This window comes from Sphingomonas sp. AC522 (assembly GCF_979258125.1).
The window spans coordinates 3,388,423-3,410,638 of record NZ_OZ409836.1 but is presented as its reverse complement, the minus strand read 5'-3'; the positions used below and the strand labels follow the sequence as shown (position 1 = coordinate 3,410,638).

Sequence of the window (22,216 nt, the reverse complement as noted above, 5' to 3'; positions counted from 1 at the left end):
GCCGGATGACTGATTCCCCCGAACGTCCGAAGCTCGCTTATCGCCATACGCCCGGCACTTCCCCGACCGTCATCTTCCTGTGCGGCTACGGCTCGGACATGGAGGGCAGCAAGGCGCTGCATCTCGAGGCCTGGGCCAAGGCGCGGGGGCAGGCTTTCCTGCGCTTCGATTATGCCGGGTGCGGGGAGAGCGAGGGCAATTTCGAAGACGAGACCCTCGTCACCTGGCGCGATGATGCGGTGCGGATGATCGATAGTGTCGATGGGCCAGTGGTGCTGGTCGGCTCGTCGATGGGCGGCTGGGTGATGCTGCTCGCGGCGAAGGAACGGCCCGATCGCGTGGTGGGCATGGTCGGGATCGCCGCGGCGCCGGACTTCACCGATTGGGGCTTCACGATGGAGCAGAAGCTCAAGCTGCTCCAGGAAGGACGGCTTGAGCAGCGTTCGGAATATTCGGACCAGCCGCGGGTGACGACGCGGGCTTTCTGGGCGGCCGGAGAGGCGAACCGGATGATGGTGCGGCCGATCGAATTCACGGGGCCGGTGCGGCTGCTGCAGGGGCAGAAGGATCCCGACGTGCCGTGGCAGCGCGCCGGCGCCTTGGCCGAATTGTTTCGTTCAGACGCAGTGCAGACTGTGCTGGTCAAGGACGGCGACCACCGGCTTTCGCGCGACCAGGATCTCGCGCTGATCGTCCGAGCGCTCGAGGATGTGATTGCCCTATGTTCTTCCCCTTCCTCCTCCTGACCGCGCAGGAAGTTCCCGCGGCCGAACCGCCACGCTTTGCCGAATGCATGGACTTGGCCACCGGCGATCCTTCGGCGGGGCAGGCGAACGCGATCAAGTGGCGCGGCGAGGGTGGCGGCGCGCTGGCGCGGCAATGTTTGGGCGTGGCCTATGCCAACCAGAAGCGCTGGGATTCAGCGGCCGAGGCCTTTGCCGACGCAGCGCATGAGGCAGAGCTGGCGAAGAGCGCCAAAGCCGCGGATTATTGGGTGCAATCGGGCAATGCCTGGCTGGCGGCGGGCAATCCGGCGCGCGCGCGTGCGGGATTCGATGCGGCGCTGGCGACGGCGAGCCTGACAGGGCTAGCGCTTGGCGAGGCGCATCTCGATCGGGCGCGGGCGCTGGTGGCGGCAGGCGACTTGGAAGGTGCGCGCAGCGATATCGACAAGGCGCTGGTGGATGCGAAGGCGGACCCGCTCGCCTGGCTGCTCTCGGCAACGCTGGCGCGGCGCGAAGGCGATCTCAAGCGCGCGGCGAGCGACATCGCCGAGGCGCTGCGACGCTCGGGCGACGATCCGATGGTGCAGTTCGAAGCGGGCAATGTGGCCGCGGCGGCGGGCGACGAGGCCAATGCGCGGACGGCTTGGGGGCGCGTGATCGAACTGTCTCCCGGGAGCCCCCTGGCGGAGAGCGCGCGCAAGGCGCTGGAGCAGTTCGGGGTGGCGGAGAAGTAAGCCCGTTTTCCTCCCAACGCTGCGCGAGGAAGGAATGGGTTGTGCGGCGGCGTCAGGCGCCTATCTCCACCCCATGAAATATCTCCACACCATGATCCGCGTGACCGATCCCAAGGCGACGGTCGAGTTCTTCGAATTGCTCGGCCTCAAAGAGGTCAAGCGCATGGACAGCGAGAAGGGGCGGTTCACCCTGATCTTCCTCGCCGCGCCGGGGGACGAGGGTGCGCAGGTCGAGCTGACGCATAATTGGGACCCGCAGGAATATTCGGGCGGGCGCAATTTCGGGCATCTCGCCTATCGCGTCGACAATATCTATGAGACCTGCCAGCGGCTTATGGATGCCGGCGTGACGATCAACCGTCCGCCGCGCGACGGGCACATGGCGTTCGTCCGCACGCCCGACAATATCTCGATCGAATTGCTCCAGGAAGGCAATCTGCCCCCGCAGGAGCCCTGGGCTTCGATGCCGAACACCGGCGAATGGTGAAGCGGTTCCTGGCCGATCTTGGAGCGAAGGCTCCGATCGTCCAGGCGCCGATGGCAGGGGCAGGCGGGGTTGCGCTCGCCGTTGCGGCAATGCGCGGCGGGGCCGTCGGCTCGCTGCCCTGCGCGATGCTGACGCCCGATCAGCTGCGCGGGCAAGTCGCCGAAGTCCGCGCGCACGCGGAGGGGCCGCTCAACCTCAATTTCTTCTGCCACGCGATGCCCGATCCTGCCCCGGACGAGACCGGGTGGCGCGCGCTGCTGGCCCCTTATTATACCGAGGAAGATATGGCGGCGGGGCCTGCGCCTCCGCTGCGCCGGCCGTTCGACGTGGCGATGTGTGCGGTGGTCAACGAGATTCGGCCCGAGGCCGTGAGCTTTCATTTCGGGCTTCCTGATGCGCAATTGCTGGCGCGGATTCGGGCGAGCGGGGCGAAGATTTTCGGCAACGCAACGACAGTGGCAGAGATGCGCTGGCTCGCGAACCGCTGCGACGCGGTGATCGCGCAAGGCGCCGAAGCGGGCGGACATGCGGGCTGGTTTCTCGAGGGGCATTGTCCGACGCCGCTGGCATCGCTGCTTGCCGAGCGGCTGGACGTACCGGTGCTCGCCGCAGGCGGGATCGTCGATAGCGCGGGGATCGCCCAGGCGCTCAGCGCGGGGGCCAGCGGAGTGCAGATCGGCACAGCCTATCTGGCGACGCCCGAGAGCCTGATTTCGGCGCCGTTCCGCGCATTGCTCGGCACTCCGGCGGCAGGCGACGCCGCGTTCACAAATCTGTTTTCGGGACGCGAGGCGCGGGGAATTCGCAACCGGCTGATGCGCGAGCTTGGCGAGTTTCGTGTGGAAGCGCCGGCATTTCCCTATGCCTCGAACGCGCTCGCCGCGTTGCGCGTTAAAGCGGAGGCCGAGGGGCGTGGCGATTATTCGCCGCTATGGGCTGGGGCCGGGGCGGCGCGGGTTAGAGATATGGGCGCGGAGCAATTGACGCGCTTGCTGGTGTCCGAAGCGGTGGCATTGCTGGAGAATTGAAGTGGCGAACCTCGAAATCATCCGCATCCCGGCGCTGAGCGACAATTATATCTGGCTGGTCCACGACCCCGACAGCGCCGAGACGATAGTGGTCGATCCGGCAGTCGCGGAGCCGGTGCTGGCCGAGGCGGACGCGCGCGGCTGGTCGATAACGGCGATCTGGAACACGCATTGGCATCCCGATCACACCGGCGGCAATGCCGGAATCAAGGCGGCGACCGGTTGCGAAGTAATTGCGCCCGCGGGCGAGGCGGCGCGGATTCCGACTGCGGACAAGCTCGTGAAGGAAGGCGACGAGGTTTGGCTGGGCGCGCATGCCGCGACCGTGATGGAAGTGCCGGCGCACACGGCCGGGCATATCGCCTATCATTTCGCCGGGGACGGCGTGGCGTTCGTGGGCGACACGCTGTTCGCGATGGGATGCGGGCGTCTGTTCGAAGGAACCGCCGAACAGATGTTCGCCAATATGCAGCGCCTGGCGACGCTGCCCGCGGAGACGCGGGTTTACTGCGCGCATGAATATACCCAATCGAACGGGCGCTATGCGCTCGTCGCCGAGCCCGAGAATGCGGCGATCGCCGCGCGGATGGCTACGGTCGATGCGGCACGCCTGGCGGGCGAAGCGACGGTGCCGACAACAATTGGCCAGGAACTGGCGACCAATCCCTTCATGCGCGCGGCGAGCCCGGAAATTCTCGCGGAAAGACGCGCGGCGAAGGATGCTTTTCGCGGCTGAGTGCGTTATGATGCGCGTGGGGCATGAGGAGATTTGAATGATCCGTTTTGCCCTTTCCGCGCTGGTGCTGGCCGGCCTTTGCACCACTGCCACTTCCGCCACCGAACAGAACGGCAGCCGCTCGCAACAGGCGCGGCTCGATCGCGCGCTGAAGGGGCTGCAGCCAGGCGCGCCGCAGCGCTGCGTCTCGCGCGACCGGGTGAGCGAGCTGCGCGGGTTCGATGGCGAGATCCTCTATGTGGCGGGGCGCAGCAAGCTCTGGCGCAATCGAACCGTGGGCAGTTGCAACGGGCTGGCGCACGGCGACATTGCGGTGACGCGTTCGCTAGGCCGCGATTATTGCTCGGGCGACATCGTCGAGACCCGCGCGCGTATCGGCGGGATGGTGACCGGATCCTGCTCGCTGGGCGATTTCGTGCCCTACACCAAATGAGGAGAGCGGCGATGCGGACGATGGTGTTGATGGGCGCGCTGGCGCTCGCGGGATGCGTTACCGGCGCGGAGGATCGCGGCAGTTATGGCTCGCAGGAGCGCGCGGCGCGCGAGTTGGCGGATGCGATCAAGGGGCGCGTCGCGGGGGCGCCGCAGGATTGCATCAGCGCGAGCACGACGAGCGGTCCGCAGATCGTTGATGGGCGTACGTTGATCTATCGCGAGGCGGGCCGGGTCTGGCGCAACGATCTGGAGACGAGCTGCCCCGGGCTCGATCCGGGCGATACTCTAGTGGTGGAGATTCACGGCTCGCAGCTGTGCCGCAACGACATGTTCTATGCGCGCGAGATGGGGTCTTCGATTCCGGGTCCGCGGTGCCGGCTGGGGGCGTTTACGCCGTATCGGAAGCCCGCTCAGTAATTTTCCTCCCCCGCGCAGCGGGGGAGGAAAAGGGGGTTAGAGGACGTATCTGCTGAGATCGCTGTTGCGGGCGATCGCGGATAGTTGGGCGTCGACATAGGCGGCGTCGATGGTGATGGTGGTCCCCGAGCGGTCCTCGGCTTCGAAGCTGATTTCCTCGAGCAGCTTTTCCATCACCGTCTGCAACCGGCGCGCACCGATATTCTCGACTTCGCTGTTCACTTCCGCCGCGATCTTCGCGACCGCGCGGATGCCCTCCGGCGTGAAGTCGATCGTCACGCCTTCGGTGCCGAGCAATGCGGCATATTGCTGAACCAGGCTCGCCTTGGTGTCCGAGAGGATCGCGACGAAATCCTCCTCGGTCAGTGCCTGCAGCTCGACGCGGATCGGCAGGCGGCCCTGGAGCTCGGGGAGCAAATCGCTGGGCTTGGCGACGTGGAAGGCACCGCTGGCGATGAAGAGGATGTGATCGGTCTTCATCGGGCCGTACTTCGTGGCGACAGTGGTGCCTTCGATCAGCGGCAGCAGGTCGCGCTGGACGCCTTCGCGGCTGACCGAGCCGCCGCGCACGTCGCTGACTGCGATCTTGTCGATCTCGTCGAGGAAGACGATGCCGTTGGCTTCGGCGTCGGCCAGCGCCTGGCGGCTGACTTCGTCCTGGTCGAGGCGCTTGTCGGCTTCCTCCTCCACCAGCTTTTCCCATGCGCTACGCACGTTGAGCTTGCGGCGCTTGAGCGGCGACCCGGTGAGGCCCTTCATCATCTCGCCGAGATTGATCATCTGCGGCGCGGCGCCGGGGATATCGAAGGGCATGGCCTGGGCCTGCTCGATTTCGATTTCGATCTCGGTATTGTCGAGCACGCCGTCATGGAAGCGCTGGCGGAAGGCTTCGCGGGTGGCGGTGCTGGCGTCCTTGCCGGTGAGGGCATCGAGCAGGCGGCCCATCGCGGCTTCCTCGGCCTTGTCCTTGACCGAGATGCGGCGGCGCTCCTTTTCGAGCCGGATCGCTTCCTCGACCAAATCACGGGCGATCTGCTCGACGTCGCGGCCTACATAGCCGACTTCGGTGAACTTGGTAGCCTCGACCTTGACGAAGGGGGCGTCGGCGAGCTTGGCCAGGCGGCGGCTAATCTCGGTCTTGCCGCAGCCGGTCGGCCCGATCATCAAAATGTTTTTGGGCGTGACTTCGTCGCGCAGATCGGCGCCGAGCCGCTGGCGGCGCCAGCGATTGCGCAGCGCCACCGCCACTGCCTTCTTGGCGTCCTTCTGGCCGATAATGTGCGAGTCGAGAGCGGCGACGATCGCCTTGGGGGTGAGCTGGTCGTTCATGGGGTTCCGATTGGTTCGTATCGGACCCGATGTGGGGCGCGGGCGCCCGGCTTCAAGCGGTGCAGCGGAAGCCGGCGTTGAACGCAGTGTGGTTGGCGAGGATGCGGTCGATGTCTGCGTCTTGCGGCTCGGCCAGGGTTTCGCCGCGTTCGAAGGTGCCTCCGCAGAGGATGCCGTCGGGGCGGGGAAACATGTAACCCATGCGGCCATTGAAGGCGTAGCGGATCTCGGGTTGGGGGAGCAGGATCGCGAGCTGACCGCGTATCGGCAGCATGCCGGTATCGCCGAACAATGCGCCCGCGCCGAGGCCTGTGCAGTTGAAAACGAGGCTTTCGGGGAGCGCGGCGATATCAGCGGGGGTGGCGAAGTCGCGGATCACGATTCTGCCGCCCGCGATCAGCACATCCTGTTCGAGCTTGCGCAACAGCCGGCCGGTCTCGGCATACATCGTGTCGAAATTGATGATCTGGCTGTCGACGGGAAAGGGGTGCTCGGCCTTCGGGACCGCGTGTAGCCCCGGCATGTAGCGCGAGAGCCGGAAGGGCTTGGACAAATCGCGGTTCGATTGCTGATAGGTCGAGACCCAGCGGATGCCGTAATCGTCGCCGACCATGATCTGGAAGCGGCGCCACGAATAATCGAGCGCGCGAGCGAATTGCTCGCGCCATTCGGGGGTGACGGCGTCCTCGTCGAAATGGCCGAACGGCTCCCATTGGCCGCCGGCGATGTTCGACGTGGTGTGGGGCGGGAGTGCCTTGGTGTAGAGTGTGACCTGGAAGCCGGCTTCCTGGCAGAGCCGTGCGGTGGTGAGCCCCATGATGCCAGCGCCGAGGATTGCAACCGGGCCGCTATGCCCAGGCAGGCCGAGATCGGCGGCGAGGCGCGAAGTGCCCCAGCTGAGCGTGATGCCCGCGCCGCCATGGCCATAATTATGGACGAGCTTCTTGGTGCCCAGTTGCTCGGCGCGGACAACGAAGCCGGAGGCGCGATAGGGGCGCAGGCCGGCGACGGTGCGGATGACGCGGCTGGGATGGACGTTGACGCGCGGCAGGCAGACGATGTTCGCCCTGGCAGTGCGCGGGCGCGGCGGCGTACAGGCGGGGAGGAGGAGCGGGGCGGCGGCTAGGAGCTGGCGGCGATGCATGTCTTGGAACGTACCGGGCTGCCTTTGGCTTGCAAGCGCTAGTCGCGCTGCTCCCACACCGTCACCGCCGAGGCGCCGCCGCTGCCAAAGCCTTCGGTGGCCATCACCTGATAATCCATCGTGCCAAGCGTCATGCCGTGCTCGCGCCACGCGGCGACATGATTGGCGAAGGTGATGCGGCTGTTCGTGCCGGTCGGCCGCCGCGAAGTGCGGACGCTCCAAAACTGATCGAAGGTCGCAGTCCCGCGGATCGAGGGCTGCTGGACGCGCCGGGTGCGGTAGATATTGTAGGTGCCGCCGTCGCTGGTGACCGTTCCGAGCAGGCGCGCGGCAGGGCCGGGGGGCTTGAAATTAGCGCCCCAATTATCGACGACATAATATTCGACCAGCGGATCCACCGACCAGCCATAGAGCGTGAGATAGCTGTTCGATCCGGCATCGAACCGGTCCGCGCGATAACCGATCGTGCGGTTGGCAGACCCTGTGCGCCAGCCCTTGCCCAGCACAAGATTCTCGCGTTCGGACAGGCGATAGCTGCTCGCATAATGGCCCTTGGCGCCCAGCGCCATGCAAGCCGCGCCGCTGCTTTTCCAGAAGGTGAAGAAGAAGCCGCCATGCGACCCGGTCTGGTTGGTGCAGATCTCGCGGTCCGGAGCGCCGGAGGCGGGGAGCAGGGCTGCGGTGATGATAAGCGCCAAGACGCGGGGAGCAATCATGACTCTATTCTATCGTTGACGCGCTCGTTTGTCGCGTGGGCGGCGAGAAGGAGCAGGAGTACGGATATCATGACCTCAACCGTTATCCCCGCGAAAGCGGGGACCCAGGGTCGCAAAGCGATGTCCTTTGGGGCTCTGGGGGCCCGCGTTCGCGGGATGACGAGTAGGTACTGAATGGATAGCGACTTAAGTCGCCGAATCCATCACTTCGACCGTAAGGCGATCGTTGGTGAAGACGCAGAGTTCGGCGGCGATCCCCATGGCCTTGCGGGCCAGCGTCTCGGCATCCGATTCGTAATCGACCAGCGCGCGGGCGGCGGCGAGGGCGAAATTGCCACCCGATCCGATTGCCGCGACGCCGCCTTCGGGCTCGAGCACGTCGCCATTGCCGGTGACCACCAAGGTCACATCCTTGTCGGCGACGATCAGCATCGCCTCGAGGTTGCGGAGATATTTGTCGGTGCGCCAGTCCTTGGCGAGCTCGACCGCGGCGCGGAGAAGCTGGCCCTGATGGCGCTCGAGCTTCGATTCGAGCCGCTCGAAAAGCGTGAAGGCATCGGCGGTCGCGCCGGCGAATCCGGCGATGACCTTTCCGTCGCCCAGCGGCCGGACCTTGCGGGCATTGGGCTTCATCACCGTATTGCCCGCCGAGACCTGGCCGTCTCCGGCGATCACTACTTTTCCCGATTTGCGCACGGAGAGAATGGTCGTGCCGTGCCACGCGTTGCTTTGTCCGCTCATGCCCAGCGATATGGGGAGGGCAGGCGCTGGGTGCAAATCGGCCCATTCTGTGTCAGCTGGATACAACAGTGCGTTGTTCTCGGGCTCTGTCAGGCATATACGTGCCGGAATGGCGCAAGATTCGTCCGAACCGACACCAATGTATTTTAAGGTGCGGACCTGTGGCATCGCCCGCATTCACGATTGTGCAGCTTCGCAATGATCGAGCGGCTGACCGACCGCGAGCGCGATGCGCTTCGGCTCTATAACGACCTGAATTCCGCCAAGGCGGTGGCGCAGCGCCTGCAGGTTTCCCACCATACGGTTTATCAGCGGCTGGGCTCAGCCAAGGACAAGCTCGACGCGCCTTCCTACATGGCCGCGGCGCGCGAACTCGTCGAATCCGAACGTGCCGCTTCCGCGGAATCCTTCGCATACGAACAATTCGGGGTCGTACCGGACGGACTTTCGTACTCTCATTCCGGCGTGTCGGGGCTGCCATGGCCGTTTCCGACGCCGGGAAGGCCAGAGAATGATCTGAGCTTCGGGGGGAAATTGATTGCCGTTGTCGGCCTGGCTGTCTGCATGATGGCCGTCGCGGCGCTCTATTTCATCGCCTTCGGTGTTTTCAGCTCAGCCATCAGCCGCTCCTGAACCGCAACACGGATTTGCCGCGCCTCGTGCCGCGGCACGGGAGAATGTCATGCTGAACGACAAGGTGAAAGCCGGCCGCGCCATCGCGACCAACCTCGGCACTTCGGAAGCTTCGATCGATCAGTCGCTGATCGCCGGCGCCAATTTGCTCATCGCGATCTGCGACGGCCGCCTGCGCACCGGCACTGCCGCCGAGAACACCTCGACGGCCGTTGCCAAGGCAGTGGAAGGACTGACCGCGCTGCGCGACGCCCGCGATAATTTCGTGGCATGCCACCAGGCGCTGGCGATCCTGCGCGATGCCAATGGCCTGCGCGGCGACATGCTCGGCTGCACGCCGGACAAGTTCCGTGCCGCCAAGGAGGACAAGCCGGCCCTCGCGGTTGTTGCCGCCTGAGCTAGCGCATTGACCGGGAAGGTTCGCCGTGGTGGGCTGATCATATGACCATGCTCGCCGCAGCCTTCATATTTTACTTGTTCGCCGTACTCGGGATCTGCGTGGCTGCGCTGATCTGGGGCGGGCGAGACGAGCGTGCCGTCGCAGCGGGCTTTATCGCTGCGGCGGCCGCATCCTGGGCGGTCGCGGCCATCCAGAATGCACGCTGGCGCGAACCGCAATATGCGGTGATGGCAGTGGACGCGCTCTATCTCGTCTTCCTCTTGCTGATCGTACGGCGCAGCCGGAGATTTTGGCCGTTATGGGCAGCAGCAGCGCACTTAGTAGGGACCTTCACGCATGTAGTGCGGATCCTTCAGCCATCGACGTTGGCGGAAGCCTACGGCTCGGTGCAACCCTTTTGGGCATTCCCCATCCTCATTGCTCTTGCGATCGGCACTTTTCACAAGCCGACCGTCCGGAGCTGATCCAGACGCTCACGGTCCCGCGCGAGACTTCGCTCAGCGAAGGCAGTACGCGGAGCGGGCAGGACCGCGCGGTCGCCAAGGCCTCGCAGCTTCTCAGCGTGCTGCGCCGGCGCCGCGAGGTGATGCCGGGGCTCGATTGTGGCGATCCCACCTGGGAAATGCTGCTCGACCTGTATGTTCGCAAGGCCGAGGGCCACGCCGTCAGCGTGACTTCCGCCTGTATCGGCAGCGGCGCGCCGAGCACCACTGCCAAGCGGCATCTGGGCACGCTGGAGGACCGCGGCTATGTCGCGCGCCGCTCGCATCCCGCGGACCGGCGCAGCACCGTGGTCTATCTGACCGACAAGGGCGCAGCATCGCTCGAATCGCTGCTCGCGAACTGAGGGAGCAAGGCCGGACGGACTGCCGTCCGGCCGCTCGCGGGACAGGGCTCGGGTGTCGCCGGCGGCAGCGGCGGCGCGTGGGCCATCTTCTATAAATTAAATGCGCCAGCGGATGTCACATATTCGCGACACGCCTCGTCATGCTCGTGAAGTCTCAAAGGACCACGAACATGAAGATCGTTGTAATTGGCGGAACCGGGCTGATCGGTTCCAAGACTGTCGCGCGGTTGATCGCGCTCGGCCACGAGGCAATCGCTGCGGCGCCATCGACTGGCGTCGATACGGTCACGGGTGCGGGACTCGATCGAGTATTGGAACAGGCCTCGGTCGTCATCGACCTCGCCAACTCGCCCTCCTTCGAAGACGCCGCGGCGATGGAGTTCTTCCAGGTTTCGGGGCGCAACCTGCTTGCTGCAGAAAAGAAGGCAGGGGTGCGCCATCATCTCGCGCTGTCGGTAGTCGGCACGGCGAAACTGCAAGCGAGCGGCTATTTCCGTGCCAAGCAGGCGCAGGAGGATATGATCGCGGCCTCCGGCATCCCCTACACGATCATCCACTCGACCCAGTTCTTCGAGTTCATGGGGGCGATCGCGAATGGAGCGACCGCAGGTGATGAGGTTCGCCTGTCACCGGCGCTGATCCAGCCGATCTCGTCCGACGATGTCGCGATTGCCGTTGCCGATATCGCCCTCGGCGTGCCCGCCAATGGCCTGGTGGAGATCGCCGGGCCGGATCGCCAACCGCTCGATCAGATGGTGGCGCAATTCCTCGCCGCTGCCCATGATCCGCGGGTCGTCGTGTCCGATCCGGCATCGGCCTATTTCGGCGTGATACTCGAAGAACATTCGCTGGTTCCCGATCATCGAGCGCGGCTGGGAAGCACCAGCTTCCAGACATTTCTCGACCGCGGGGAGCTGCGCATATGAGCCGGATGAAGCTCTATTATGCCCCGATCGCCTGCAGCCTGGCCGATCATATCGCGCTCCATGAGATCGGCGTGCCGTTCGACGTCGAACGCGTCGATATCCGTACGCACCTTACCGAACACGGCGCGGATTTCCGGACGATCACGGCCAAGGGCTATGTTCCCGCGTTGATCCTCGCCGACGGCGAGATGCTGACCGAGAATATCGCGGTGCTCGATCATCTAGCGACGCTTCATCCGCAGCTGGCGCCGACTGGACCCCTTGGTCGAACGCGGCTGGTCGAGGCGCTGGCGTTCATCTCGACCGAAGTGCATCGCGCCTTCAAGCCGATGTGGCACGGCGGATCGGCAGGCGAGCGGGCGCGGGCCGGAGAGACGGTTACGGGCCTGTTGGCGCTCCTGGCCCAAGGCATGCGCGGCATTTTCCTGTTTGGCGACCAGCCGACGGTCGCCGATTTTTATCTGTTCGTGATGCTGCTCTGGGCCGAGCGATTTCAAGTCGAGGTGCCTGATCCGATGGCGCGACTGCGCAGCGCGATGCGCGAGCGCCCCGCCGTCCAAGCCGCGCTGCGTGCCGAAGGCCTGCTTTGACCGATAAGCATCCGCTGGAGACCCACATGATACCCCGCATAGACGACCCGTTCGCAAAGGCCGCTGCCGCCATCAAGGCCATGTACGCCGTCGAGGCGGCAATTGCCGCCGGCTTTGAGCAGCCGCTGCTGCATCTGGTGAAGCTTCGCGCTTCGCAGATCAACGGCTGCGCCTTCTGCATTCATATGCATGCCACATCCGCGAGGGCCGATGGCGAAACCGAAATGCGCATCTATCTGCTCGATGCATGGCGCGAATCGTCGCTTTATTCGGCGCGCGAGCGGGCAGCTCTGGCATGGACGGAAGCCTTGACCCACGTTGCCCGCACCGGTGCGCCGGATGAGGATTATGCGCTGGTCGAAGCGGTCTTTGACGAGGTGGAGCGAGTCAATCTAACCTTGGCAATCGGGACGATCAATTTGTGGAACCGCCTGCAGGTCGGTCTGCGCGCCGTCCATCCGGTCGAGGAAATTCATGACCACGCAGCCTGAAGCGCCCGACATTTTCGAGGCGCAGCGGCCGCGGTTACTGCGCCTCGCTTATCGGATGCTGAGCTCGGTCACCGAGGCGCAGGATGTGGTGCAGGATGCATGGCTGCGCTGGCAGCAGGACGAGCGGTCGGGGGTGCAGAACCCGCCGGCCTTTCTGAGCCGGATCGTGACGCGGCTGTGCCTCGACGCGATGAAGTCGGCGCGGGTCCGCCGCGAAACCTATATCGGCAACTGGCTGCCCGATCCGCTGACGGAGCAGGACGATGCGCTGCGGGCCGACAATTTGACCCTGACCCTGATGCTTGCGCTGGAGCGGCTATCGCCGCTGGAGCGTGCGGCATTCCTGCTGCACGACGTATTCGATACGCCGATGGACGAAATCGCGGCGACGCTGAACCGCGATGTCGCCGCCGTCAGGCAATTGGCTTCGCGTGCGCGGCGCAATGTGCAAAGCGACAAGCCCCGCTACCCAATGGCCCGCGAGGAAGGCGAGCGGATCGCGATGGCGTTCTTCGATTCGACGCGAAACGGCGATGTCGATGGGCTCAAGGCCATTCTCGCCGAGGGCGTGAAGATCGTGTCGGACGGGGGTGGCAAGGTCCACGCGTTTCCCAACCCGATCGTCGGCATCGACAAGGCGCTGCGGCTCTATTCGGGGCTGCTCAAGAAATATGGCGATGCCGAAGCGCTCATTCGCACGGTCTGGATCGATGGGCTTCCGGGCTATGTCAGCCTGTATAACGGCACGTTGCAGACCACCGCATTCGAGATCGAGCGCGGGAAGATCCGCGCGGTCTACAAGATCCGCAATCCTGACAAACTGCAGCATATCGGTGGCACCGAGGGCCTATTGAACTGAGGGTGCCCGCTGTCGCGCGTCCCTTCCCTAAATCACGCCAGCCTTGAGTTGCTTGACCGCATGATCCGCGGCGCGCGCCGTCAGGGCCATGAAGGTCAAAGACGGATTGACGCAGGAAACCGACGCCATCTGTGCGCCATCGGTGACGAACAGATTGGCGGCGTCATGCGCCTGGCTCCATTGGTTGAGCACCGAGCGCCGCGGGTCTGCACCCATCCGCGCCCCGCCCATTTCGTGGATGGCGTCGCCGGGAACATGCTCGCGGCGTTCGCTCATCACGTTGAGCATGCCGGCCGCACGCAGCATCTTTTCGCCCTCGGTGCGGGCATCGGCCATCATCTTGAGCTCGTTGTCGCGGAAGGTGACGTCGAAGCGCATCAGGGGCATGCCGAAGCGATCAACCTTGTCGGCGTGGAGGCTGACGCGATTGTCTTCGTATGGCAGGCATTCGCCGAATGCGCCCATGCCGAACCGCCACGGCGAATAATCGCGCATGCCCTGCTTCATCGATGCGCCAAAGCCCTTGGGGGCGGCCGGATCGCGCCGTGCGGTACCCTGATAGCCATAGCCGCGGCGGAAGCCGACGCCCTCTTCGCCGCCGACATTGCGGAAGCGCGGGATATAGACCCCGCCGGGCCGCCGGCCATATTCGATGAGATCGGTCATCCCCGGGATCTCGCCCCAGATGCCGACGCGGAAGATATGATCCATCACATAGCCGCCGAGCGTGCCGCTGGTGTTGAAATGGCTCTTGGCGGTTCCCGGAATTCGCGAGTTCATCAGGATCTGGGTCGATGCCATTGCCGACGCGCAGAGGAACACCAGGCGCGCCGGGATGGTTTCGGCCGCCTTGGTCTTGGCATCGACGACGCGAACCCCGGTGACGCGCTTCTTCGCCGCGTCATATTCGAGCCCGGTGACCACCGAATCCGGCCGCAGCGTCAGCTTGCCGGTGGCGCGCGCGGCGGGCAGCGTGACCGCCTGGGTCGAGAAATAGGCGCCGAACGAACAGCCGCGGCCGCATTGGTTGCGGAACTGGCATTTGCTGCGGCCCTGATCGGGCTTGTCCTCGGTGATGTTGGACAGGCGGGCATTGATTAGCTTGCGCCCCGGCGAGGTCGCCTCGAGCCGTTCCTTGAGCCACTTCTCCGCCACGTTCATCTGCATCGGCGGCTGGAACTGGCTGTCGGGCAAATGCGGCAGATTCTCGCGCGACCCCGAGACGCCGATATAGTTCTCGACATAGTCATACCATGGCGCGAGGTCGTCATAGCCGATCGGCCATTCGCCATCGACACCTTCGCGCTTGTTGGCCGCGAAATCTTCGGGCGCCCAGCGAAAGCTCCACCGCCCCCAGATCAGCGACTTGCCGCCGACCGCACCGGGGCGGATCCAGTAGAATTTCTCGCCTTCGCCATAAGCATAGGGATTGAGCCGGTCGTTATTGTAATATTTCTGGTTGGACGGCGAGACATAACCATATTTGGCGATGAAATAGTCTTTCTCGATCAACGACTTCGGCATGATGTCGCGGCTGGGGATCTCGTAAGCCGGCTTGCCGTCATAATCGTAATTCTCGCCATGCTCGACCATCACGCCGCGATCGAGCATCAGGACCTTGAGGCCCTTTTCGGTGAGTTCCTTCGCCGCCCATCCGCCGCTCACGCCTGAGCCGATGACGATCGCATCGAATTGGTCCGCCATTACAATTCCCCCCGAATTCTGGTTACGCGCGGAGCTGGCTCAGTGCCGCGAAGCTCGCCTGAATGTCGGGCAGATACGGCGCCGGCGCCTGATCGTTCTCGACATAGAAATGCTTCACGCCCGCAAGCTTGTTGAGCGTAAAGATGCTGGCGAAATCCACGGTGCCGGCGCCGACGCTGGCCATCTTGCCGTCCGCGGTGCGGTCCTTGACATGATAGGAATATATCCGCCCCGGCAGCCGCTTGATAATTGCCTTGGGATCCTCGCCCGCGGCGACTGCCCAGAACAGATCCAGCTCGATCTTGACCAGCGCCGGATCTGCATCGGCGACCAGCATGTCGAACAGGCTGCGCCCTTCCGACTTCACGGTGAATTCGAAATCATGGTTGTGATAGGCGAAGCCGAGCCCGGATGCCTTGAGCTTGCGCGCCCATAAGTTGAAATTGGCCACCGCCACCTTCCAGCTCTCGCCGTTGCGGAGCTGCGGGACCATCCAGGGCAGCACCACGGTGTCGGCGCCCAGCGTCTTCGCCATCTTGACCGCGCCGTCAAAATCGCCGCCGAGGGCCTCATAGCCGATATGCAGCGAGGGACAGCGCAGCCCCAGCCGGTCCATCGTCTTGCGCAGCGCGGCATGATCCATCTTGTCATAGCCGCCGCCGCCGAACTCGATTTCGCGATAGCCGATCGCCGCGACCTTCCCGAGCGTGCCCATCGGATCGGCGGCGAAGATGTCGCGCAAGGTATAGAGCTGGAGCCCGATCGGCTTCGCCTTGAGGCTTCGCGCCGCCAAAGGCCCCGCCGCGAGAGTCGTCGCCAGCGCCGCGCCGCCCGCCATCCATTGCCGCCTGCTGATCATCATGACGAATAGACCTTGTTGCCTGGGGTGTACGCGAAGGCGCCATCGTATCGGCCGGGCACGGGGAGATATTCGCGTTCCTGAGTGATGCCGATCTCGGAAGTGAAATAGCCGGTGACGACGAGCTGGCGGAACTTGTCGAAGAACTCCGCCCCGCCGGGCAGGGCATTGTTCATCGCCAGCGTCAGCAGCGCGTCATGCTGCTCGGGCGCGGCCTTTGCCGCGGCCAGCGCGTAATCGGCCTGGCAGCGCACTTCGATCGCTTCCAACCCAGCCAGGATCGGCTTGCGCTCGTCGGGCGAGGCCCAGTCGGCGAGCATCTTCTCGATAAAGGCGGGCACGCCCGCGGCGATCGCGCCGGGCGTATCGGTGGTCGGCATCACCCGCTCGCTGAGCGCCGAGACCAGCGCCCGTTGCTCGTCAGTGAACAGCGGCGTGCTGGGCGGGCCATCCTGGATCCCGCCGGCCCCCGCCGCCGATGCGCGGGCGATCGGTGCGAACAGGGCGGCGCCGAACATCGCGGCCATTCCGGCCAGCGCGTCTCTGCGGTCTAGGCTCATTTCACTTCACCCTGAAAATCGTGGCTCGCCGCTGCTTCGGGCAGTGGGCGCACCCAGATGTTGCGGAAGGACACTGGCGAATCATGGTCCTGCAGCTGGATCGGCGCGGCATCGCCATGCGCCTCATAGTTCGCGGCCTTGCGCCACACCGTGCTGCCCAGCCAGGGCTGGCGGTTCTGTACCAGCACGCCATTGAGCAAGGCAGTGACATAGGCCGGACGGAGCAACTTGCCGTCGGCCGCGAAACGCGGCCGCTCGAAGATCACGTCATAGCTCTGCCATTCGCCGGGAGGTCGCGAGGCGTTCGCCAGCGGCGGCTTCCAGCCATAAATCGCGCCGACCGTGCCATCGGCATAGGTCGGGTTCTGATAGCCATCGAGGATCTGGATCTCGTAGCGCTGCATGAACCAGATGCCGCTATTGCCACGGTCCTGCGAAGTCCTGGTCGGCGGCGTCGGCGAGCGGAATTCGAGATGGAGCTGGACGTCGCCGAAGCTCGCCTTGGTGACGAGCGTACTGTCCTTGCCGCCCACGCGCGGCGGCACGGTCAGCACGCCATCCTTGAGCGTCCACGCCACCCCGGTCGCCTGCCACGCATCGAGCGACTTGCCGTCGAAGAGCATTACCGCATCCGATGGCGCGGCGCCGGGCACTGCGCCCGGCGTGACCACTACCGGTTGCGGCCGATCGGCATCGTGCACCCGCCACTTGCCGCCAGGCAGCATCGGCGTGTCGCGGAAACCCGGAGCCTCCTGCGAGCAGGCAGGACTTCCTGTCAGCACGCCGGCGATGGCGACGCCCCATGCGATCCGTTTCACTTGCATCCCCCTCATGCCGCGTCGATCGCGCGATAGGCGGCGACCAGCGCCTCTTCGCCCGCGCGCCCCTCGATTGAATTGCCGTGTTCCATGCCGATCACGCCGGCGAATTGCTTCGCGCGCAGCCAGCGCACCACATTGCGATAGTTGATTTCGCCGGTGCCCGGCTCCTTGCGCCCCGGATTGTCGCCAAACTGGATATAGGCCACTTCGTCCCAGCAGCTCTCCAGCGTCTTGATCAGATGCCCCGCCTGGATCTGCTGGTGATAGAGGTCAGCGAGTATTTTCACTGCCGGACTGTTCACGCCCTTCGCGACGGCGAATCCCTGCGGAACCGTCTGCAGGAACACGCCCGGGTGATCGACCAAAGTGTTGAGCGGCTCCATCACCATCACCAGGCCGTGCGGCGCGACGATATCCGCCGCGCGGCGCATCGTGTCGACGATCCGGCCGGTCTGGATCTCGATCGGCAGCTTGCGGTCGAGAAAGCCGGGGACGACTGTCATCCATTTCGCGTTCAGCCGCTTGGCCACATCCACCGATGCCCGGATATCGGCGAGGAACGCCTCGCGGTCGGCGCCGTCATTGCCGCCAAGCACCGGCCGCATCTCGCCCCATCGCGGCATGCTCGCGACGAACACGCCCATCGTCATGCTGCGCTGCTGGAGCGCCTTGGCCATGGCATTCTGCTCGGCGACGCTGCGTCCTGCCGCCTCATTATCCTCCCAGGCAGTGAAGCCCTGATCGGCGGCAAAGGCGATCTGCTCGATCCGATTGCCGTGGCTCTTGAAGCTGCCTTCGTGCGGCGCATAGCCCAGCGAGAAGCGCGCGGCGTTCTGCAACGGCGTAGCGCTTCCGACCGCTGCCACCCCGGCACCGATAACGCCCGCCGTCACCAGGGAACGCCGGCTCAGCTTCATGCTGCTTCGCCCGCCAGTGCCGCGCGCGATTTGCCGCGCTCGCGCAGCCAGATGAATCCGAACACCGCGAGCAGGACGACCGGCAGGATCGCCAGCTTCTGGAACGACACCGAAGCCGCCGCATCCTCGACAGCGAGCTTGGCTGCGCCGGTCAACGCCGCGAACGCCTCTGGCCCGCCCGCGAATTCGACCTTGGCCTTGTCGAACATGCCTCCCAGCAGCGGCAGGACGAAGAAGCTGGCGAGCGCGCCCGCCGAGCCGACGAGCCCCATCGCCCAGGATCCGCCGCGCGGATAGCGCTCGGCGACCGAGGCGAGCATCGTCGGCCACATCACGCACACGCCCAGGCCCCAGACCGTGGCGGCGATGACTGCCGCCACCGGCGTCTGGGCCTGCGACAGCATGAACAGCCCGATTGCGGCAAGCAGGCTCGATACCCAAAGCAGCCCGGGGTTGGAGATTCGGTTGGCCAGCCGCCCCGCGAAATGGCGGAACACGAACATCAAAGCGTTGACATAAACCAGCAGCAGGATGCCGCGCATGCCGACGCGGTTCGAAAGCGCAACATCGATCCACTGGCCCGGCGCGAGCTCGGATGCGGCAGTCAGGAACATCGCTCCGAACCAGATGAAGAAGCTCGGCCGGCGAAACACTTCGCCGACCATCTCGCCGAAGCTCACGCCGCTCTCGCTGCGCAGCGGCGGTGGAAATTTGGTGGTCGCGGCGATCAATATGGTCGCGGCCGCGGGGATCATCACCAGCGCCATGATGCCCTGCCACGGTAGGGTCGCCGAGAGGAAGAAGCCGGCGAGCCCCCCGATGATGATGCCGCCGGGAAACCAGGCGTGGAGCACGTTGAGGCGGTGCGTGGTGTCTTCGGGATAGAGTTGCGCAGTCAGCGGATTGATCGCCGCTTCGGTCAGCCCCCAGCCGATCCCGCTGAGCAACATGCCGAGCCAGACGATCGTGTAGACCGACATCCCGGTCGCGAGATTGCCCGCGGTGACGATCAGCAGGGGGCCGAAGAAGAAGCACAGACCGGCGCCGACCAGGCATCGCTTCATGCCGATCTGATCGAGCAAAGCACTGGCGATGAAGAGCGTGATGGCAAAGCTGAGGAATGCGGCGCCGAGGGCCGCGGCGAGCAATTCGCCCGCCTGCAATGGCGCGATCGGATCGATCCACTCGCTCTTGAGCCCGCTGGCGATCGCGCCGCGAATGGCGAGGCCCGCTGCCGCGGTGAACAGGGCCAGGATGCCCAGCCAGAACAGCCGCCTTTTGTTGAATGCCTCGCCCATCGTGCGTCCCCCCCGTTTGTCTTCAGCTCAGCCCCAGCAGCTTGCGGTTCATCCCCGGATCGCTGCCCCCCGCGAAATCGTCGAATGCCTTGTCAGCACGCCGGATCATATGTGCCGCGATGAACGGGGCGCCTTCGCGCGCGCCGTCCTCAGGATGCTTGAGGCAGCATTCCCATTCGAGCACCGCCCAGCCGGCATAGCCATATTGCGTCAGCTTCGAGAAGATTCCGCCGAAATCCACCTGTCCGTCGCCGAGCGACCGGAAGCGGCCGGGGCGGTCGACCCACTCCTGGAACCCGCCATATACGCCCGAGCGCCCGTTCGGGTTGAGCTCGGCGTCCTTGACGTGGAACATCCGGATCCGCTCGTGATAGATGTCGATGAAGCTTAGATAATCGAGCGCCTGCAGCACATAATGGCTGGGATCGTAGAGGATGTTCGCGCGGGGATGATTGTTCACGCCGGCCAGGAACCGCTCGAAAGTCACCCCGTCGTGCAGATCCTCACCCGGATGAATCTCATAAGCAAGATCGACGCCCTGCTCGTCGAACGCATCGAGGATCGGCCACCAGCGCTTGGCGAGCTCGCCGAACGCTTCCTCGACCAGACCAGCCGGCCGCTGCGGCCAGGGATATAGATAGGGCCAGGCCAGAGCGCCCGAGAAGGTCGCATGCGCGTCCAGCCCCAGCCGGCGGCTCGCTTTGGCGGATAGATGGAGCTGTTCAACTGCCCATTGCTGCCGCTCGGCCGGCTTGCCCTTCAGCGCATCGGGCGCGAACGCGTCGAACGCTACGTCATAAGCCGGGTGCACCGCGACCAACTGGCCCTGCAGATGCGTCGAAAGCTCGGTGATCTCGACGCCCGCCTCGCGGCAGGTGCCGGCCAGTTCGTCGCAATAATCCTGGCTCTCGGCAGCAGTGGCGAGATCGATGCAGCGGCTGTCCCAAGTCGGAATCTGCACGCCGACATAGCCCGCCTCGGCCATCCAGCGCGCGGCGGAGGGCAGGGTGTCGAACGGCGCGGCATCGCCCATGAACTGCGCGAGAAAAACCGCCGGACCCTTCATGACCACTCCCTTTGAGACGAACTCTATTTCTTCGTTTCTGCCTTCAGATACGCAATCAACGCCGCGCGGCGGGCCGGATCGGCCACTTTCACCACCATGCGCGTGCCCGGCACCTTTGCGGTCGGCGCGGCAAGATATTGGTCGAGGCTCTTCGCATCCCAGACGATGCCCGATGCCTTGAGCGCAGCGCTGTAATTGAACCCCGCCACCGAGCCCGCCTTGCGGCCGAACAACCCGTTGAGATTGGGACCCATCACGCTCTTGCCGCCAGCGGGAAGCGTATGACAGGCGCGGCACGTGGCGAATGCCTGCGCGCCCGCATCCTGCGCGGGGCTCGCCCCAACGCTCGGGGACGCGGCCGTTAGCGCTAACGCGCCGAGCGATGCTGCCGCGAGGGGCAGCGCGATCAAAGCTTTCACTATCCCCTCCGAGTGTGGCAACCAGTCGGTTGACATCGTTGACAGCATCTAAGCGGTTGCCGGCGCGCAGCGCAAGCCTGACCGGCTCGGTTGATCGCAATCATCGGGAGAGAGCGCAGTGGCGAGCACATATCCGCGAATTCGCTACGGCATGGTCGGCGGGGGCGAAGGGGCGTTCATCGGCGCGGTGCACCGCATGGCAGCTGCACTCGACGGCGAATATGCACTGGTCTGCGGCGCATTCAGCAGCGATGCCGAGCGCGGCCGGCGCAGCGGCGTGGCGCTGGGTCTCGATCCTGCCCGCGCCTATCCGACGCTCGAAGCCATGCTCGCCGGCGAAAACGCCCTGCCGGAGGATCAGCGGATGCAGGTGCTGGCGATCGTCACTCCCAATCATTTCCATGCTCCTGCCGCGATCGCCGCGCTCGATGCGGGATTTCACGTGATTTCGGACAAACCGATGGCGCTCGACCTCGCCGAATCGCAGGCCATCGCCGCCGCCGTCGAGCGCAGCGGCAAGCTCTACGGGCTGACCTTCACCTATAGCGGCTACCCGCTCGTCGAAGAGGCGCGCGTACGCGTGGCGCGCGGCGATCTCGGCGCGATCCGGCTGGTGCAAGTCGAGTACTCGCAAGGCTGGCTGAGCCAACCCATCGACCGCGAAGGCAATAAGCAGGCCGAGTGGCGGACCGACCCCGCGCGCGCCGGGCTCGGCGGCTGCCTCGGCGATATCGGCACCCACGCCTTTCATCTCGCTGAGCATGTCTCGGGCCTTGCCGTCGAAGAACTCAGCGCCGATCTGACCATTCACGTCCCCGGCCGCCGCCTCGACGACGACGTGGCGGCATTGCTGCGGCTGGAAGGCGGCGCGCGGGGCGTGCTCAAGGCCAGCCAGATTGCCGCCGGAGACGAGAACGGCCTGCGCCTGCGTATCCATGGCGAGAAAGGTGGGCTGGAATGGTCGCAAATGGAGCCCAACACGCTGACCCTGCGCTGGCTCGACCGCCCCGCCGAGATCGTCCGCGCCGGCGGACCGGGCCTTGCCGCTTCGACGCTGACGCGGCTGCGAACCCCCGCGGGGCATCCTGAGGGTTATCTAGAGGCATTTGCCAATCTCTACCGCAGCTTCGCCCAAGCGATACGGACGGGCGCGAGTGCCCCGCCCGCACGCGGCGCCGACAACTGGTTCCCCGGTATCGCCGACGGCCTGCGCACGATGGCATTCGTCGAAACGATGATCGAGAACAGCGCCGGCACGCAGAAATGGACGCCGCTGGCACGGCCCTGAACCGGAAGCGCGACAGACTCGAATTAAGGAAACCCCGCCAGCCCCG

General features: G+C 65.1%; 28 protein-coding genes. 16 read left to right on the top strand and 12 right to left on the bottom strand.

Annotation, left to right across the window (positions count from 1 at the left end; translation table 11 throughout):
* The first annotated feature begins 5 nt into the window (after positions 1-5).
* The 7 genes from ACZZZM_RS17130 (at position 6) to ACZZZM_RS17100 (ending at position 4,562) form a co-directional block, all read left to right on the top strand.
* Positions 6-746, top strand: a complete 741-nt coding sequence (locus tag ACZZZM_RS17130) for an alpha/beta hydrolase (protein WP_463596281.1) — start codon at positions 6-8, stop codon at positions 744-746.
* On the top strand, positions 722-1,459 hold the full coding sequence (locus ACZZZM_RS17125; RefSeq protein WP_463596280.1) for a tetratricopeptide repeat protein: 738 nt from the start codon (positions 722-724) through the stop codon (positions 1,457-1,459). The genes ACZZZM_RS17130 and ACZZZM_RS17125 overlap by 25 nt, the downstream gene beginning before the upstream one ends.
* A gap of 73 nt (positions 1,460-1,532) precedes the next feature.
* Entirely contained in the window at positions 1,533-1,946 is a 414-nt protein-coding gene (locus tag ACZZZM_RS17120; protein WP_463596279.1) for a VOC family protein, read from the top strand.
* Positions 1,943-2,974 carry an NAD(P)H-dependent flavin oxidoreductase gene (locus ACZZZM_RS17115; RefSeq protein WP_463596278.1) on the top strand — a complete coding sequence of 344 codons (1,032 nt, stop codon included), beginning with the start codon at positions 1,943-1,945 and terminating at the stop codon, positions 2,972-2,974. Before ACZZZM_RS17120 ends, ACZZZM_RS17115 begins: the two co-directional genes overlap by 4 nt.
* Before the next feature lies 1 nt (position 2,975).
* Positions 2,976-3,710 (top strand): hydroxyacylglutathione hydrolase, encoded by a 735-nt coding sequence (gene gloB, locus ACZZZM_RS17110; RefSeq protein ID WP_463596277.1) that lies wholly within the window; start codon positions 2,976-2,978, stop codon positions 3,708-3,710.
* A gap of 37 nt (positions 3,711-3,747) precedes the next feature.
* A complete protein-coding gene (locus tag ACZZZM_RS17105; RefSeq protein WP_463596276.1) occupies positions 3,748-4,143 on the top strand; it encodes a hypothetical protein in 396 nt (131 codons plus the stop codon).
* An 11-nt stretch (positions 4,144-4,154) separates the two neighbouring features.
* Positions 4,155-4,562, top strand: coding sequence for a hypothetical protein (locus tag ACZZZM_RS17100; protein WP_463596275.1), 408 nt, complete (start codon positions 4,155-4,157; stop codon positions 4,560-4,562).
* A gap of 36 nt (positions 4,563-4,598) precedes the next feature.
* On the opposite strand, the gene hslU is transcribed toward ACZZZM_RS17100, so the two are convergent.
* The 4 genes from hslU to hslV all read right to left on the bottom strand — a co-directional run bounded on the left by hslU (position 4,599) and on the right by hslV (position 8,492).
* Entirely contained in the window at positions 4,599-5,891 is a 1,293-nt protein-coding gene (gene hslU / locus ACZZZM_RS17095) for an ATP-dependent protease ATPase subunit HslU (RefSeq protein WP_463596274.1), read from the bottom strand.
* Between the two features lie 52 nt (positions 5,892-5,943).
* Positions 5,944-7,035 (bottom strand): FAD-dependent oxidoreductase, encoded by a 1,092-nt coding sequence (locus tag ACZZZM_RS17090; protein WP_463596273.1) that lies wholly within the window; start codon positions 7,033-7,035, stop codon positions 5,944-5,946.
* A gap of 38 nt (positions 7,036-7,073) precedes the next feature.
* Entirely contained in the window at positions 7,074-7,751 is a 678-nt protein-coding gene (locus tag ACZZZM_RS17085) for a glycoside hydrolase family 11 protein (protein WP_463596272.1), read from the bottom strand.
* Positions 7,752-7,937: 186 nt separating this feature from the next.
* On the bottom strand, positions 7,938-8,492 hold the full coding sequence (gene hslV / locus ACZZZM_RS17080) for an ATP-dependent protease subunit HslV (protein ID WP_463596271.1): 555 nt from the start codon (positions 8,490-8,492) through the stop codon (positions 7,938-7,940).
* 198 nt (positions 8,493-8,690) lie between these two features.
* Between hslV and ACZZZM_RS17075 the strand changes: the two genes are divergently transcribed.
* The 8 genes from ACZZZM_RS17075 (at position 8,691) to ACZZZM_RS17040 (ending at position 13,238) form a co-directional block, all read left to right on the top strand.
* Positions 8,691-9,125 (top strand): LuxR C-terminal-related transcriptional regulator, encoded by a 435-nt coding sequence (locus tag ACZZZM_RS17075; RefSeq protein WP_463596270.1) that lies wholly within the window; start codon positions 8,691-8,693, stop codon positions 9,123-9,125.
* Between the two features lie 49 nt (positions 9,126-9,174).
* Positions 9,175-9,522, top strand: a complete 348-nt coding sequence (locus tag ACZZZM_RS17070; RefSeq protein ID WP_463596269.1) for a hypothetical protein — start codon at positions 9,175-9,177, stop codon at positions 9,520-9,522.
* 44 nt (positions 9,523-9,566) lie between these two features.
* Positions 9,567-9,989, top strand: coding sequence for a hypothetical protein (locus ACZZZM_RS17065; protein WP_463596268.1), 423 nt, complete (start codon positions 9,567-9,569; stop codon positions 9,987-9,989).
* Between the two features lie 98 nt (positions 9,990-10,087).
* Positions 10,088-10,372, top strand: a complete 285-nt coding sequence (locus tag ACZZZM_RS17060; RefSeq protein WP_463596267.1) for a winged helix DNA-binding protein — start codon at positions 10,088-10,090, stop codon at positions 10,370-10,372.
* A gap of 170 nt (positions 10,373-10,542) precedes the next feature.
* On the top strand, positions 10,543-11,298 hold the full coding sequence (locus ACZZZM_RS17055; RefSeq protein ID WP_463596266.1) for an SDR family oxidoreductase: 756 nt from the start codon (positions 10,543-10,545) through the stop codon (positions 11,296-11,298).
* Positions 11,295-11,888, top strand: a complete 594-nt coding sequence (locus ACZZZM_RS17050; protein ID WP_463596265.1) for a glutathione S-transferase C-terminal domain-containing protein — start codon at positions 11,295-11,297, stop codon at positions 11,886-11,888. Before ACZZZM_RS17055 ends, ACZZZM_RS17050 begins: the two co-directional genes overlap by 4 nt.
* Entirely contained in the window at positions 11,885-12,379 is a 495-nt protein-coding gene (locus tag ACZZZM_RS17045; protein WP_463596264.1) for a carboxymuconolactone decarboxylase family protein, read from the top strand. The genes ACZZZM_RS17050 and ACZZZM_RS17045 overlap by 4 nt, the downstream gene beginning before the upstream one ends.
* Positions 12,363-13,238: a sigma-70 family RNA polymerase sigma factor gene (locus ACZZZM_RS17040; protein ID WP_463596263.1), complete on the top strand. Its 876-nt coding sequence runs from the start codon at positions 12,363-12,365 to the stop codon at positions 13,236-13,238. The genes ACZZZM_RS17045 and ACZZZM_RS17040 overlap by 17 nt, the downstream gene beginning before the upstream one ends.
* Before the next feature lie 27 nt (positions 13,239-13,265).
* Here ACZZZM_RS17040 and ACZZZM_RS17035 read toward each other — a convergent pair whose 3' ends face one another.
* From ACZZZM_RS17035 to ACZZZM_RS17000, 8 genes are read right to left on the bottom strand one after another with little or no spacing between them, the layout of a single operon-like run.
* Complete coding sequence (locus tag ACZZZM_RS17035; protein ID WP_463596262.1) at positions 13,266-14,942, bottom strand: GMC family oxidoreductase; 1,677 nt, start codon at positions 14,940-14,942, stop codon at positions 13,266-13,268.
* Positions 14,943-14,964: 22 nt separating this feature from the next.
* Positions 14,965-15,804, bottom strand: coding sequence for a sugar phosphate isomerase/epimerase family protein (locus ACZZZM_RS17030; RefSeq protein WP_463596261.1), 840 nt, complete (start codon positions 15,802-15,804; stop codon positions 14,965-14,967).
* A complete protein-coding gene (locus ACZZZM_RS17025; protein ID WP_463596260.1) occupies positions 15,801-16,361 on the bottom strand; it encodes a gluconate 2-dehydrogenase subunit 3 family protein in 561 nt (186 codons plus the stop codon). The genes ACZZZM_RS17030 and ACZZZM_RS17025 overlap by 4 nt, the downstream gene beginning before the upstream one ends.
* Complete coding sequence (locus ACZZZM_RS17020; protein WP_463596259.1) at positions 16,358-17,179, bottom strand: 3-keto-disaccharide hydrolase; 822 nt, start codon at positions 17,177-17,179, stop codon at positions 16,358-16,360. The genes ACZZZM_RS17025 and ACZZZM_RS17020 overlap by 4 nt, the downstream gene beginning before the upstream one ends.
* An 11-nt stretch (positions 17,180-17,190) precedes the next feature.
* Positions 17,191-18,099, bottom strand: coding sequence for a hydroxypyruvate isomerase family protein (locus tag ACZZZM_RS17015; protein ID WP_463596258.1), 909 nt, complete (start codon positions 18,097-18,099; stop codon positions 17,191-17,193).
* On the bottom strand, positions 18,096-19,397 hold the full coding sequence (locus tag ACZZZM_RS17010; RefSeq protein ID WP_463596257.1) for an MFS transporter: 1,302 nt from the start codon (positions 19,395-19,397) through the stop codon (positions 18,096-18,098). Before ACZZZM_RS17010 ends, ACZZZM_RS17015 begins: the two co-directional genes overlap by 4 nt.
* Before the next feature lie 22 nt (positions 19,398-19,419).
* Positions 19,420-20,463 (bottom strand): sugar phosphate isomerase/epimerase family protein, encoded by a 1,044-nt coding sequence (locus tag ACZZZM_RS17005; RefSeq protein WP_463596256.1) that lies wholly within the window; start codon positions 20,461-20,463, stop codon positions 19,420-19,422.
* Positions 20,464-20,486: 23 nt separating this feature from the next.
* Positions 20,487-20,882, bottom strand: a complete 396-nt coding sequence (locus tag ACZZZM_RS17000) for a c-type cytochrome (protein ID WP_463596255.1) — start codon at positions 20,880-20,882, stop codon at positions 20,487-20,489.
* Positions 20,883-21,033: 151 nt separating this feature from the next.
* On the opposite strand from ACZZZM_RS17000, the gene ACZZZM_RS16995 reads away from it, so the two are divergent.
* The gene (locus tag ACZZZM_RS16995; RefSeq protein ID WP_463596475.1) at positions 21,034-22,170 is read left to right on the top strand and encodes a Gfo/Idh/MocA family protein; all 1,137 of its coding nucleotides are present in this window, start codon (positions 21,034-21,036) and stop codon (positions 22,168-22,170) included.
* Positions 22,171-22,216: the final 46 nt, after the last annotated feature.